The 13,430-nt window shown below is 65.1% G+C and carries 18 protein-coding genes; 11 read left to right on the top strand and 7 right to left on the bottom strand.

Annotated features, from left to right (window positions below):
- Positions 1-14: 14 nt before the first annotated feature.
- From AC5WJ1_RS12005 to AC5WJ1_RS11975, 7 genes are all read right to left on the bottom strand, one after another.
- On the bottom strand, positions 15-809 hold the full coding sequence (locus AC5WJ1_RS12005) for a RecB family exonuclease (RefSeq protein WP_494476138.1): 795 nt from the start codon (positions 807-809) through the stop codon (positions 15-17).
- Between the two features lie 119 nt (positions 810-928).
- On the bottom strand, positions 929-1,084 hold the full coding sequence (locus tag AC5WJ1_RS12000) for a hypothetical protein (protein WP_492293173.1): 156 nt from the start codon (positions 1,082-1,084) through the stop codon (positions 929-931).
- A gap of 91 nt (positions 1,085-1,175) precedes the next feature.
- Positions 1,176-1,412 (bottom strand): hypothetical protein, encoded by a 237-nt coding sequence (locus tag AC5WJ1_RS11995; RefSeq protein ID WP_494476137.1) that lies wholly within the window; start codon positions 1,410-1,412, stop codon positions 1,176-1,178.
- An 8-nt stretch (positions 1,413-1,420) separates the two neighbouring features.
- Positions 1,421-1,708: a hypothetical protein gene (locus AC5WJ1_RS11990; protein ID WP_494476136.1), complete on the bottom strand. Its 288-nt coding sequence runs from the start codon at positions 1,706-1,708 to the stop codon at positions 1,421-1,423.
- Between the two features lie 219 nt (positions 1,709-1,927).
- Entirely contained in the window at positions 1,928-2,338 is a 411-nt protein-coding gene (locus tag AC5WJ1_RS11985) for a hypothetical protein (RefSeq protein WP_494476135.1), read from the bottom strand.
- Positions 2,335-2,622, bottom strand: a complete 288-nt coding sequence (locus AC5WJ1_RS11980; protein ID WP_494476134.1) for a hypothetical protein — start codon at positions 2,620-2,622, stop codon at positions 2,335-2,337. Before AC5WJ1_RS11980 ends, AC5WJ1_RS11985 begins: the two co-directional genes overlap by 4 nt.
- Positions 2,623-2,641: 19 nt before the next feature.
- Complete coding sequence (locus AC5WJ1_RS11975; RefSeq protein WP_494476133.1) at positions 2,642-3,688, bottom strand: S24 family peptidase; 1,047 nt, start codon at positions 3,686-3,688, stop codon at positions 2,642-2,644.
- A 40-nt stretch (positions 3,689-3,728) separates the two neighbouring features.
- Between AC5WJ1_RS11975 and AC5WJ1_RS11970 the strand changes: the two genes are divergently transcribed.
- From AC5WJ1_RS11970 to AC5WJ1_RS11920, 11 genes are all read left to right on the top strand, one after another.
- Complete coding sequence (locus AC5WJ1_RS11970) at positions 3,729-4,025, top strand: transcriptional regulator (protein WP_494476132.1); 297 nt, start codon at positions 3,729-3,731, stop codon at positions 4,023-4,025.
- 276 nt (positions 4,026-4,301) lie between these two features.
- Positions 4,302-4,568, top strand: coding sequence for a CII family transcriptional regulator (locus AC5WJ1_RS11965; protein ID WP_494476131.1), 267 nt, complete (start codon positions 4,302-4,304; stop codon positions 4,566-4,568).
- Between the two features lie 121 nt (positions 4,569-4,689).
- Positions 4,690-5,790 carry a DNA-methyltransferase gene (locus AC5WJ1_RS11960; RefSeq protein ID WP_494476130.1) on the top strand — a complete coding sequence of 367 codons (1,101 nt, stop codon included), beginning with the start codon at positions 4,690-4,692 and terminating at the stop codon, positions 5,788-5,790.
- Entirely contained in the window at positions 5,787-6,818 is a 1,032-nt protein-coding gene (locus AC5WJ1_RS11955) for a YdaU family protein (protein ID WP_494476129.1), read from the top strand. The genes AC5WJ1_RS11960 and AC5WJ1_RS11955 overlap by 4 nt, the downstream gene beginning before the upstream one ends.
- On the top strand, positions 6,815-7,180 hold the full coding sequence (locus AC5WJ1_RS11950) for a DUF1064 domain-containing protein (protein ID WP_494476128.1): 366 nt from the start codon (positions 6,815-6,817) through the stop codon (positions 7,178-7,180). Before AC5WJ1_RS11955 ends, AC5WJ1_RS11950 begins: the two co-directional genes overlap by 4 nt.
- Positions 7,181-7,200: 20 nt before the next feature.
- Positions 7,201-7,800, top strand: a complete 600-nt coding sequence (locus AC5WJ1_RS11945; RefSeq protein ID WP_494476127.1) for a DNA-binding protein — start codon at positions 7,201-7,203, stop codon at positions 7,798-7,800.
- Positions 7,801-7,988: 188 nt separating this feature from the next.
- Positions 7,989-9,368: a DNA methyltransferase gene (locus AC5WJ1_RS11940; RefSeq protein ID WP_494476126.1), complete on the top strand. Its 1,380-nt coding sequence runs from the start codon at positions 7,989-7,991 to the stop codon at positions 9,366-9,368.
- 10 nt (positions 9,369-9,378) lie between these two features.
- Positions 9,379-9,789, top strand: coding sequence for a hypothetical protein (locus AC5WJ1_RS11935; protein WP_494476125.1), 411 nt, complete (start codon positions 9,379-9,381; stop codon positions 9,787-9,789).
- Positions 9,740-11,290: a phage terminase large subunit gene (gene terL / locus AC5WJ1_RS11930; protein ID WP_494476124.1), complete on the top strand. Its 1,551-nt coding sequence runs from the start codon at positions 9,740-9,742 to the stop codon at positions 11,288-11,290. The genes AC5WJ1_RS11935 and terL overlap by 50 nt, the downstream gene beginning before the upstream one ends.
- Positions 11,287-12,846, top strand: a complete 1,560-nt coding sequence (locus AC5WJ1_RS11925; protein WP_494476123.1) for a DUF1073 domain-containing protein — start codon at positions 11,287-11,289, stop codon at positions 12,844-12,846. Before terL ends, AC5WJ1_RS11925 begins: the two co-directional genes overlap by 4 nt.
- Positions 12,797-13,429 carry a phage head morphogenesis protein gene (locus AC5WJ1_RS11920; protein ID WP_494476122.1) on the top strand — a complete coding sequence of 211 codons (633 nt, stop codon included), beginning with the start codon at positions 12,797-12,799 and terminating at the stop codon, positions 13,427-13,429. Before AC5WJ1_RS11925 ends, AC5WJ1_RS11920 begins: the two co-directional genes overlap by 50 nt.
- Position 13,430 lies beyond the last annotated feature (1 nt).

The raw sequence follows: 13,430 nt of genomic DNA, 5'->3' as shown, positions 1-13,430 counted from the left end.
GGTGGTGGTCTCGCTCAGGACTTGTAGGGGCAGGTGGCGTGCCGCGGGCAGTACTTCGCCGAGCACAGGACGGATTTGCCGTTGCCATAGAAGGCGCCGGAATGGATGAGGCGGGAGGCGTGCTGCAGCAGGCCTGGCTGTTCCTCGGTGCCCAGCAGCGCCGCACGCGGCGATTCGATTTCGCCGGTACCGACGCGCTGCGCAGCTGGCGTCTTGCTGGTGTTCAGCCCAACGATTTGCGCCGGCGCGGTGATGGGGATACCCAGGGCATGCTCGGCCAGCAGCTCGTACACACCGAGCTGCGGCCCGTGGCCGGCGGTCACCGCGGTGCCGTCGGTGCCCACGGCGCGCCCGCCGGTCTTCAGGTCGGAGATCCCCGCGCCGGCTGCGGTGGTGCGCACTCGGTCGGTGGTGCCAGTCAGGGCGAGCCCGAGCTCGGGAATCTCCAGGCGCTCGCAGGCGACCTCGACCCCCACGTAGTGCTGGCGCGGCGCGATTTCGGCGCAGTAGCGGGCGTGCAGGGCCAGGCCAATGCGCTCGGCGTCGGCAGGGTTGGTCTCATCCCAGTCCACCTCGGCGTTCTTGTCGCGGATCGTGTCGACGAGCGCGCCGGCGGCGTCGTCGGCGGTGATCGGCGCGCCGTCGAGCGTGGCCTGGTCAAACATGCCGGTGCTGGCGTGCACTGCGGTTCCCAGGTGCGCGGCGGCGCCCGACGGCATGCGCATGCCGAGAAGGTTCTTCGCTTCCCAGCGCGCCGGGCAGTCGAAGAGTTCGGCCAGCGAGCTGGCGCGGATGGTGATGATGTTCATGGTGCGGCCTCAGTGGATGCGGATCAGCTCGGGTTCACCGCTGGCGAGCCAGCGGCCGGTGGGGCGGAAGCCCGCGGCGCGCTGCAGCCGCAACCAGGCCTCCCAGGTGATTTCGGGGTTCATGTGGTCTTCCGGAACGAGGTGGGATGGACCAGCACCGGCTCGTCTGTCGCTGCGGCGTAGACGCAGAACAGCGCGGCCAGGGCGGCGGTGGAAACCAGCCAGAGGCAGATCAGCTGGCCAATGGCGCGCGCGAGGGTGGGGCGGCGCTTCATTGCGACACCGCCATGCTGATGAACGTCGCAGCAAGCACCACCAGCGGCGGCGCCACGCAGATGACCAAGGCGGTCAGGAAAAAGTCGCGCTTCACGATTGCGCCCCCATGGCTCTCGCGATCGCGGCCTCGCGTTCGTTGGCGCCGGTAATCCCCTCGCCGTCGACGCAGTCGCGGGCGTTGCGCTCGCCCCAGACCATCTGCTGGCAGGGCGACATGAGGTTCAGGGCATTGCGGATGATGAGGTGGGCGGCTTTGAGCTCGCGCAGCAGCTCGGCACGAGCGCTGTCAGCGACGGCCTGGCGGATTGCAGCTTGAGTCGGGGTCATGGCGCGCCTCAGTCCAGGTTGAAAGCGCGAACCACCACGACGTAGTCGATGCCGTCCCGGTAGCGGGCGACCACAGCTGGCGAGCGGTACGGGTCGATCAGGTTCTTTCGATCGAGCGCGGCGGCGTAGACCGCGTCCTCGTCGGTGCCGCGGAATTCGAAGTGCGGATTGCCGTACATCGTGCGGCTTGTCTCGCGCACGGCCGGCGCAGGCACGGGCATGGCGTGGCCGCCGACGCGTTGCTGCGCTTCGTATGCGCACTGATAGGCGGCTGCAGGGGGAAGGGCGTTGGGCATCTCTGTCTCCAGCGAACCGCTGCGAACGTCAGCGGCGTGGAGAAATACTAGCAACGCTAGTTCTTCGAATCAATAGCGGAGCTAGTCAAATGCCATCATTAATTTTAATAGCTTAGCTAGTGTTGATAGTGGGGGCGAAAAAAAGCCGCCTCAAGGGCGGCGCAGGTGTGTGGCGCGGGCAACAAAAAGCCCGCTCGCAGCGGGCGATTTTTTTGAGGCCTATTGCTTCGGATTTTGTGGCGATGCCGGGGGTGTAGCCTTTTCTGGTGCTGGCGCAGATGGGACGTTGATGGTGATGTACTGGCTAAACTTACCAATCACAAATCCCACAACAGAGAACAGCATCCCCAGTACTACTACCCCGCCGATAATCTTATGCTTCCAGCCAACAAGATCGTCAACTTTCGTCTTGACGGATGAGATAGACGTGTTGAGGTTTTCGAAGCCGACTTTCAGTTCTCCCATAGAGCCTTTGAGCTCCATGATGGCTTGCAGAGTGAAGCTGTGATCGTGTGAGCCGTACCCCATCTGTGAGGATGGCGGCGGAGTCTGTGGAATCGACGGAGCCACGCTGTCCGTCAGCTGCGATACGGACGATTTCGACGAACGTGGCTGGCGCGTGCCGTTCATGACTCGATCCGAGTTTTGAGCCATTCCCACATGTCACTGGGGCCGCGGCCATAGTATCCGGTGATCGGAATGACTAGCACCGATCCGACAGGCGAAGGTATTCCCTTTTCTTGACCGGTGATTTCGAGACGGTTGGATAGTTCAACAGTCGTCCCATCAAACTTGATCAGCCAGCCTCGATCATCTTGAAGTTGGTATCGATCCGTTTCTGGAATATGGCGAACCACCGCATTGTTCAACGCGGTAGTGTCACGTCGTAGCGGGTTGGCAAGGTACAGAGGCATGATGGCACGAAGTCTAGCATTAATCCGGCCGCCAGGCCGATGACTTCACGATTCCGGCGACATACTGCAGTCGCTCGATCTGGTCCTGCGGGATGCGCACCATGCCGTGTCGCTCATTGACTGAGGAGAGGTGCACCACGCCGTCGCGCACGTAGGCCAGCTCCTTGACCATCACCCGACCGTCCTGCGACTTCACCAGAACTTCGTCGCCGTTGGTAACCGCGTGGTTCGGCTCGACCACCACGAACTCGTTGTGCTTCACTCGGGGCCGCATGGAGTCACCGTTGCATCGCAGGCCGTAGGCGTCCGGGTCCATGGTAGGGAACACCAGGAAGCCATCGCCGTGGCCGACCGGATATTCGATATCGGAGAAGTGCCCGTTGTCGCCGAGCTGTGCCATGCCAACCACTGGAATGCGCCTGTAGCTGTTCGTTGGGATAGGGACGACGTCGAAAGGCAGGCTGGGCTCGTCCAGCTCGGCCTCTTGAAGGTTCGATAGGCGAGGATTTCCCTTGCCGTTGATCAACCAGGCAGGGTTGTACCCAAAGGCCTCCTGCAGCTTTACCGCGTGGTGCAGCTGCAGCTTGTCGCCGTCGGGCTCAAGCCACGCGCGAACCACCGCTGTCTCCACACCCAAGAGCTCCGCCACGCCGGTGATTTCCAGGTGCTGCTCTGCCATGACGATGCGGAGGCGGTCGGCCGGCTTCGCACCAGTTTCCCTCCCTGGCTGCACCGTTGGAACCGTGTCCGTGACAGTGCTGGACGCTCGGCGTATCTCTTCAGCCAGGCGAGGGCTGAACGCATCAACCTCGACGCCGAGGCCACGCGCAAAGCCCGTCGCGGCCTTGATGTTCAGTGGCCGATGGGCGTTCAGATACTGCCAGACCATGCCCTGGCTGCCGATTTCGAACCGGCTGCCGAACTCTTCCTGGCTCATCTTGCCTTTGCGCTCGCCATAGAGCGCTTTCAGACGCGCAGCGTCTTCAGCTTGCCAGGCTTCGAGGGTTTTGCTTGGTCGCGACATGCGCGCGAGTGTAGCAATGCTATTTGAGTCTGCAATGAGCATAGCTATTGATCTATTTACTAGCTGTGCTAGTATTTGTGGCATGAAACTCGCCGACTACCTCGAATCGACGAAGACCAGCCAAGCGGCTTTCGCAGAGCAGCTGGGGGTCTCCCAAGGGCTCATCCATCAATGGATCTCGGGCAAGCGACCTGTTTCGGCCGAACAGTGCCCGGTCATCGAGCGCATCACTGGCGGCAAGGTGACCTGCGAAGAGCTAAACGACAAGGTCGATTGGGGTTTCGTGCGCTCCTCTCGCGACGCGCCGCCTGAGCGCGGCGCGCGGAAGGGCGGAAAGCCGAAGGCTGACGCCGACGAATCTCATCCTGAGGCGGCCTGAAGGCGGCACAGGCAACAAGACCATTGGCGCGCCGCTTGGCACGCCGGGCACGAATAACGGGCGACAGCCCAACCGGGGGAACAGCCATGCTGCGCAGTCCGCAGAGGACGACATCTGGCCGAAGCCGGCGCGGCAGCGCGCGGCGTGCTGCTTGCCGTCGCGGCAAGCGGTGGAGGCATCCATTTCCCATTTTCTTTTTCTCGCCGGCCTGGCCGCCGGCTGTCCTGTTTCGTTGGGTGAATCGTATGAACCTCTTTGAGCACTTGGGAGCATCGCATGCCTAGCCTGGAATCCATGGTGCTGAACCGCGTTGCTCCGCTTACCCAGAAGAAGGTGGCCGAGCGCATCGGCGTCGAGCCGACCAACTTCTCCCGGTTCCTGAACAACAGCGGCCACCGGCTCACGTTCGCCGAGATGTGCTTGCTGTTCGAGGTGCTCGAGCTGGACGTCGTCGCGCCCGGCGACGACAGCATGGTTTGCCTGCCGCGCGAGGAATACCAGGCGCTGCGCACGCTGGCCCGGAAAGGCCTGGAGGTGGCGTGATGGACGAGCTGATTACCGTGGGGGCCGCGGTGCTGATGTTCGCGTCGGTGATCGGCTCGATCGCGTGGGGGTTCATGACATGAAGGTCGACCACTGCTACCAAGGCGACTGCCGAGCCGTCATGCGCGACCTGATCGCCGCTGGCGTGCGCGTGCAGTGCATCGTGACCAGCCCGCCCTACTGGGGGCTGCGCGACTACGGGCACCCTGGTCAGCTTGGCCAGGAGCCGACCTTGCGCGACTTCCTTGAAAACATGGTCGAGGTGTTCTACTTGTGCCGGGAACTACTGGCTGACGACGGCACGCTGTGGCTGAACATGGGCGACAGCTATGCCGGCAGCCGGGCAGCCGCAGGCGACAGCAGCTCGAGCAACAAGGGAAACACCGCCTCGAAGGGCATCCCCGCAGGGATGGTGGCCAGCCGCCGGCGCGACGATGCGCCGATCCCGCGCAGCGACGTGCGTGTCGAGGGTCTGAAGCCTAAAGACCTGGTCGGTCAGCCTTGGCGGCTCGCGTTTGCACTGCAGGATGCCGGCTGGTGGCTGCGCCAGGACATCGTCTGGCACAAGCCAAATCCGATGCCGGAAAGCGTGCGCGACCGCTGCACCAAGGCGCACGAATACCTGTTCCTGATGACGCGAAGCGAGCGCTACTACTTCGACGCGGACGCCATTAAGGAGCCTGCAACGTACGGGCCAACACCGACAGGCGTCGGGTTCGGCCACGGCTTCGACGCCGAGTTTCGTGACCGCGGCCGCATTCGTGTGCCGGGCAACGTGAGCCCCGCCAAGGGCCAGGCCGCCTATGAGGCTGGTGACGAATACCACCGAACGAAGTCAGGCCTCCACGCGCACGCACAGAAGGTGCGCGAGAGCGTCAAGCGCGGCGATTTCAATGGCAAGACAAACGACTTGGCCGGCCGGGAGGCCTTCAGAGCGATCACGGAGATGCGCAACAAGCGCAGCGTCTGGACCATCGCCACCCAGCCGTACGCCGGCGCGCACTTCGCCACCTTCCCGGAAACGCTGGTCGAGCCGTGCATCTTGGCTGGCAGCCGCCCGGGCGACATCGTCTTCGACCCGTTCATGGGCTCCGGTACGGTGGCGAGCGTCGCGCAGCGTCTCGGCCGCCGCTGGCTGGGCGCGGAACTGAACCCGGCCTACATCGCCCTCCAGGCCGAGCGCACGCGCCAGCCCGGCCTGACGCTCGAGGTAGCAGCATGAGCAAGAAGAACGACACCTGGATGCCGCTCTACATCGGCGACTACCTCGCCGACACGTCGCGGCTGACAACCGAGCAGCACGGCGCCTATCTGCTGATCCTGATGGACTACTGGCGCAACGGGCCGCCGCTGGACGACGACGAAGAGCTGGCCACGATCGCGAAGCTGTCCCTGGCGCAATGGCGCAAGCACGCGCCCAAGATACGCACGCTGTTCCATTCGGAGGACGGGCGCCTTGTGCAGAAGCGCGCCGAGGAAGAGCGCTCGAAGGCAGGCCTGATCAGTAACAAGCGGCGCGAGGCCGGCAAGCAAGGCGCTGCCAAGCGCTGGGGCAAAGAGGGTGGCAAATCTGATGACAAACCGATAGCAAATGCCATGGCAAATGGCATAGCAAATGGTATGGCAGACCCACCGTCCGAGCCATGGCAAAACGATAGACCGTCACAATCACAGTCACATAAAGACAAAAGCTATAGCGGCGGCGTAGGTGATTCACAGGGTGTAGGCCCTGTGGATAACTCCGATTCGCCGCCGCTTTCCGCTGACGCGATCGGGGAACAGCTGGTGCTGCTCGAGTCCGAGCGGGGCAGGGCGTTGCGGCTGTCCTCGCGCGCGCACGAGGCGTTGCTCCGGCTTGAGGCCCGGCACGTCGCGATGCCGGTGTTGCTCCGGGCTCATGCCCTCGCGTGCGCGCGAAGGGTTGCTGACGGCGACCCATCGCCGGTGAACCCGGGCTTCCTCGAGTCGTTCGTTGACGAGGCCATGACCGAGGGCCAGCCCGGCGGGCCGCCGGCGGCGGATTGGGACCAAACCACCGAAGGCGTCCAGGCCAAGGCCGCCGAGCTGGGCATCCCGCCCCAGCAGGACGACGAGGTCTGGCTCTGGTTCCGGCTGCGGGTCATCCGCGAATCCGGCGAGCAGCAGCGCATCGAGCGCGAGGTCAGCAAGGCCGAGCGCATGAACCCCAACGAGTTCCAGCGGGTGTACCGCTTCATGTACGGCGTGACGCCGGGCCAGGTGACAGCATGAATTTCCAGAATTCCAGTACCCGTCGCATGCAGGCTCTCGGGCGCCTGAAGACGGGCGAGATGAACAATACCGAGAAAGCGTATGAGGCATTTCTCGAAGCTCGGCGTCAGGCCGGGACCGTTGCCTGGTTCAAGTTCGAGGGCGTCAAGCTGCGGTTGGCCGACAACACGTTCTATTCCCCTGACTTCGCCGTGATGCTGGCGAGCGGCGCGATGGAGATGCATGAAGTGAAGGGCCACTGGCAAGACGACGCGCGGGTCAAGATCAAAGTCGCGGCCGAGCTCTACCCGTTCCGGTTCATCGCCGTCAGGCCTCGGTTGAAGCGGGAAGGCGGTGGATGGCAGCAGGAAGTTTTCGAATGAATTTGACGGGGGAAAACACGATGGAAGAACGCCTCTTCGACAGTTCGCACGCGGCGCTGGTGTTCGCTTTCAACTACTCGGGCCAGCAGTACCAGGCCTCGGCGATGAACAAGGCGATGACGCCGGCTATCGGCTCAGGAAAAGGTCTCATTGGTGTCGACGGCGCCGCGCAGGCCGGCATGATTCGCAACGAGCTGAGCATGCTGCCAGAGCTGCACCAGGCAGTGCTCACCGCGCGCTGCGCGCCGCGGGACATCATCTGCGACTGCGGCCGGCCATGCTGCGCCGCTCGGCGTCCGAACCCGGAATGGGAAGCGGCCATCGTCTGGCTGACCGACCGCGCCATGCAGCAGCTGTCCGGCTCGTTCTCGCACTATCGCGTGCGGCGGTCCATCCTGGAGAAGATCTTCGGCGTCCGGATCGACCTGCAGCAGATCGCGGAAGACTGCGGCTCGCACCGCAACACCGTCAGCGCCCACAACACCAAGCTGAAGGTCTGGATCGAGGGCGAGAAGAAGCGCGGACTGATGGCCGCGCCCGGAGTTGAGTCGGTCGCCTGGACCGCCATCGACATCCGCCTGAAGGCCGCCGCGATGGTGAAAATCGAAGAGGTGGCTTGACATTGTGCATTTCATGCACAAAAATCCGCTCAATTCGATACACCTCCGAACTACGTCCAGAGCCCGCGCAAGCGGGCTTTTGCGTTTCTGGCGCACCACTGCTTGTCTCCTCCACCCACTCCCTGTGGTGGTTTGCCCGGTATCCGTTCCGGGCGTTTTTCATTCCCGTCCCCGCATTTCTACCGCGTATGAAAAAGGCCGACCAGCTCGCCATCCGCTACCGCGCGGCGAGCGACCTGGTGCGGTACGAGCGGAATGCGAGGACGCACAGCGCTGCTCAGATCGAGCAGATCAAGGCGTCGCTGCGTCAGTTCGGCTGGACCAACCCGGCGCTGACCGCGGGCGACGAGCTGCTGGCCGGCCACGGCCGGCTGGAAGCGGCGACGCAGCTGTGGGCCGCAGGCGAAACCATCGCAAACTGCCCGACGCCGGGCGAGGTGCCTACGGTCGACCTGTCGCACCTGTCGGCGGACGAGCGGCGCGCCTACATCCTGGCGGACAACAAGCTGGCCGAGAACGCCGGCTGGGACGTTGACCTGCTGGCCGGCGAGCTGTTGGACCTGCGCGACGCAGGCTTCGACTTGTCGCTGACCGGCTTCGACGCCGGCGAGCTTGCCGAGCTGCTGGACCCGCCGCAACCCGGGCCCGGCGGTGGTGGTGGCCAGTCGCTGGCCGAGCGCTTCATGGTGCCGCCGTTCAGCACGCTCAACGCGCGCGACGCCGCGTGGCAGGACCGCAAGAAGGCCTGGCTGGCGCTGGGCATCCAGTCCGAGCTGGGCCGCGACGCGCCGGCGTACGCCTCGGCGTCCGACCACCAGAAGGCCGGCGGGCCAGCCACGCAGCACCGCACTAGCGTCTTTGACCCGGTGCTGTGCGAGCTGGCCTACCGCTGGTTCTGCCCGGCGGGCGGGCTGGTGCTGGACCCGTTCGCCGGCGGCAGCGTGCGCGGCATCGTCGCGGCGCGGCTGGGGCGGCAGTACGTGGGCATGGAGCTGCGGCCTGAGCAGGTTGAGGCCAACCGCGGCCAGCTCGGGCTGCTGCAGCCGGAAGACCCGGCACCCGTCTGGCACGTGGGCGACAGTCGGCAGATAGGGCGGCGCCTCGCTGATGTCGAGGCCGATTTCGTGTTCTCCTGCCCGCCGTACGTGGACCTGGAACGCTACTCGGATGACCCGGCCGACCTGTCCACGATGGACTATCCGGCCTTCCTGACGGCCTACCGGGAGGTGATCTCGGGGGCTGTGGGGCAGCTCAAGCCCGACCGCTTTGCGTGCTTCGTGGTCGGCGACGTGCGCGAGAAGCGCGGCACCGGCGTGTACCGCAACTTCGTGGCCGACACCATCGAGGCATTCCTCGACGCCGGCGCGCAGCTGTACAACGAGGCCATCCTGCTGACCGCCTTCGGCAGCCTGCCCATCCGGGCCGGCAAGCAGTTCGCGGCCAGCCGGAAGCTTGGCAAGACGCACCAGAACGTGCTGGTGTTCGTGAAGGGTGACTGGAAGCGGGCGGTGGCCGCCTGCGGCGATGTGGACGTTTCCGACGACCTGTTCCCGGAAGCCGAGGACTGAGAATTTCACCATGGCCGGACGCAAACCATTCCAGCCGACCGACGAAGACCGCCGCGTGGTCACGTCACTCGCAGGCTTCGGCGCGCCGCATGAGTACATCGCCAGCCAGGTGATCAACCCGCAGACCGGCAAGCCGCTGACGGCCAAGACGCTGCGCGCGCATTTCCGCACCGAGCTGGACAGCGCGGTCGGCAAAACGAACGCCCTGGTGGCGCAGGCCCTGTTCAAGCAAGCCACCGGCACCGGCAAGGGTGCTGTGCCAGCGGCCATCTTCTGGATGAAGGTGCGGGCGGGATGGAAAGAGCCGGCCCAAGGGATTGAGCTGACAGGCAAGGACGGCGGGCCGGTCGAGCAACGAACCACCGTCGTCGATGAAAAACAGGTCGCAGCCGCCGTCGCCAAGCTCGAGGACGAGTATTGACCCTGCCATCGAGCGGGCCGTCCTGAAGGCGAAGTGCGAGCGCGACCACCTGTTCTTCAGCCGGTACTTCTTCAAGCACCGCCAGGGCATCAAGTTCCTGGTGAACTGGCACCACGTCCTGATCTCGGACACCGTCGAGCGCGTTATCGCCGGCGAGCTGAAGAACGTCGTCATCAACGTGCCGCCGGGCTCGTCGAAAACCGAGCTGGTGGCGATCAACCTGATCGCCCGTGGGCTGGCGCGCAACCCGCGCGCGCGGTTCCTGCACATCTCCTACTCGGATGACCTGGCGCTGCTGAACAGCGAGACGGCGCGCGAGATCGTCGCGTCGGACGAATACCAGGCACTGTGGCCGCTGACGATCGCGGACGACGCCAAGTCGAAGAAGCGCTGGAACGTCGTCTCGGAAGGGAAGAAGGCCGGCGGCGTGTACGCCGTGTCGCTGGGCGGCCAGATCACCGGTTTCCGGGCCGGCCACATGGCGCCGGGCTGGCAGGGGGCCATCATCATCGATGACCCGCTGAAGGTCGAGGACGCCTACAGCAAGACGAACCGCGACAAGGCGAACCGCAAGCTGCTGTCCACGGTGAAGAGCCGGAAGGCCAACCCGGACACGCCGATCATCGTGATCATGCAGCGGCTGGCCGAGGAAGACCCGACGGGCTTCATCAAGGCCGGGAAGGTGCCTGGCGACTGGGAGTTCATCGAGATCCCGGCGCTGATCACCGACGCATACGTTGCGGCGCTGCCCGAGCGCGTGCGCGAGCTGGTCGAGCGCGGCGAGCAGGACCAGGACGGCCGGTACAGCTACTGGCCGTACAAGGAGCCGCTGCACGACATGCTGGAGATGGAGCGGGCTGACCGATACGTCTTCAGCGGCCAGTACATGCAGCGCCCCAGCCCGCTGGGCGGCGGCATCATCAAGAGCGCCAACTTCGGCCGCTACTCGGTGGTGCCCGAGCTGTACAAGCGCGTCATCTACGCCGACACCGCGCAGAAGACCGCCGAGCGGAACGACTACAGCGTGCTGCAGTGCTGGGGGCATGGCAAGAACGGCCGCATCTACCTGCTGGACCAGATTCGGGGGAAGTGGCCGGCGCCGGAGCTGCGGCAGAAGGCCATCGACTTCTGGAACAAGCACCTGCCGTACGACTTCCACTTCGGCGCGCCGCTGGTGCGCATGATGATCGAGGACAAGGCCAGCGGCACCGGCCTGATCCAGGACATCCACGCGTCGGGCAGCATCCCGGTCGAGGGCATCGAACGCAACCGCGACAAGCTCACACGCGTCATGGACGTGGTGAGCTACATCGACGCTGGCCTGGTGATGATCCCCGAGGCGGCCGAATGGGTAAGCGACTTCACGCAGGAATGCGACGCCTTCACCCCTGACGACACGCACGCACACGATGACCAGATCGACCCGATGGTCGACGCGATCAACGACATGCTGGCCGGCGGCCGCTCGATGGACATCTGGACCAAACTCGGACAGCAATGAACCGCAACCAACGAAAGGCGCTACAACGGGCGCACAAGGCCAACGTGGCCGCGTCCGCGAACGCCAAGCGCTGGGTCAGCGGCGACAGCTTCCAGAACTTCGAAGCGCGCGTCGGCCTGGGCACGAATAACCAGGCCAGCCAGTACAGCTACGGCTTCGACTTCATCAGCCGCAACCGCGTGCAGTTGGAGGCGATGTATCGGTCCAGCTGGGTAGTCGGCCAGGCGGTAGACGTCGTGGCCGAGGACATGACGCGCGCGGGCGTGGATCTCGACGCCGACATGGACCCGGCAGAACGCGACAAGCTGACGGCGGGGTTCGAGCGCATGGCGCTGTGGGACCGCATCAACGACACGATCAAGTGGGCCCGGCTCTACGGTGGCGCGATTGCGGTGATGCTGATCGACGGACAGGATTCGTCGACGCCGCTGCGGCCTGATGCGGTCAGCCGCGACCAATTCAAGGGGCTGTTCGTTCTGGACCGTTGGCTGGTGCAGCCGTCGCTGACCGACCTGGTCACGGAACTGGGCCCAGACATGGGCATGCCGCGGTTCTACGACGTGGTCGACGACAGCATTGCCCTGCGGCGCCAGCGCATCCACTACAGCCGCGTGCTGCGGATCGACGGCGTCGAGCTGCCGTACTGGCAGAAGATCAGCGAGAACCTGTGGGGGCAATCGGTCATCGAGCGGCTGATCGACCGTCTGGTCGCCTTCGACAGCACCACCGTCGGCGCGGCGCAGCTGGTCTACAAGGCACACCTGCGCACGCTCAAGGTGGAGAAGCTGCGCGAGATCATCGCCATGGGCGGACCCGCGCTCGAGGCGCTGATCAAGAACGTGGACATGATTCGCCGGTTCCAGTCGAACGAAGGCTTGACGCTCGTTGACGCCGCCGACGACATGCAGACGGACACCTACCAGTTCTCAGGGTTGGACAACGTGCTGATGCAGTTCGGCCAGCAGCTGTCGGGCGCGCTGCAGATCCCGCTGGTGCGCCTCTTTGGACAGTCGCCAGCAGGCCTTAGCGCCACTGGCGAGTCTGACCTGCGGACATACTACGACAACATCAAGCAGCAGCAGGAGCGCCGGCTACGCGCGCCGCTGACGCGGCTGTTCGAAGTGCTGGTCCGGTCGGAACTGGGCAAGGCGCCGCCGGAAGGCTTCGCCTACCAGTTCACGTCGCTGTGGCAGCTGTCCGACACCGAGAAGGCCAACAACGCCAAGACGGTGACCGAGGCGGTGACGACGGCGCTGGACGCCGGCCTGGTCGACACCGCCACCGGCATGAAGGAACTGCGGGCGTCCAGCCACGCGACCGGCATCTTCACCAGCATCACCGACGAGCAGATCACGGAAGCGGAGAACGCACCGCCGCCCGAACCGGAGTTGAGCCTTGACCCTGACAACCGACCGCAAGAAGGGCCGGAAGAACCCGGTCAAGCTCAGCGGGCCGGAAAGGCAGTACAGGACGCAGCTCCGCCAGGTCGCGCACCAGGTGGGCGCGTTGGTCAATGGCTTTCCGCCTGGAGATCCCGCCGCGGCGCCGACGATTGAGCAGCTGCTGCGCCGCTACGCCGAGGCCCTGACACCCTGGGCCGAGGCCACCGCGGCGCGCATGCTGTCCGAGGTCAACCGCCGCGACGAGGCGGCCTGGATGGAACAGGCCAAGGAACTGTCGCGCGCGCTGCGGCTGGAGATCCGGACGGCGCCCACCGGCGCCACGATGCGCGCGCTGATGGCCGAACAGGTCGGGCTGATCAAGTCCATCCCGCTGGAGGCCGCTGAGCGAGTGCACCGCCTGACGATCGAGGGGCTGGAAGACAGCACCAGGGCGTCGGAGATCTCGAAAGCCATCCAGGCGTCGGGCGAAGTGGCGAAGAGCCGCGCCGACCTGATCGCCCGAACGGAGGTGGCTCGCACTGCGTCGACGCTGACCGAGGCCCGCGCATTGCACGTCGGCTCGCCGGGTTACTTCTGGCGGACGTCCGGCGACTCGGATGTGCGCGACTCGCACCGCAAGATGAACGGCCAGTTCGTGGCCTGGAACGACCCGCCGACGCTGGACGGCATGACCGGGCACGCCGGGCAGTTCCCGAACTGCCGCTGCTATCCCGAACCTGTGATTCCCGAGGACTGAC

This window comes from Cupriavidus sp. MEYA8, from assembly GCF_059278825.1.
The sequence above is the reverse complement of the archived record's forward strand: the minus strand, read 5'-3'. Positions and strand labels throughout refer to the sequence as shown.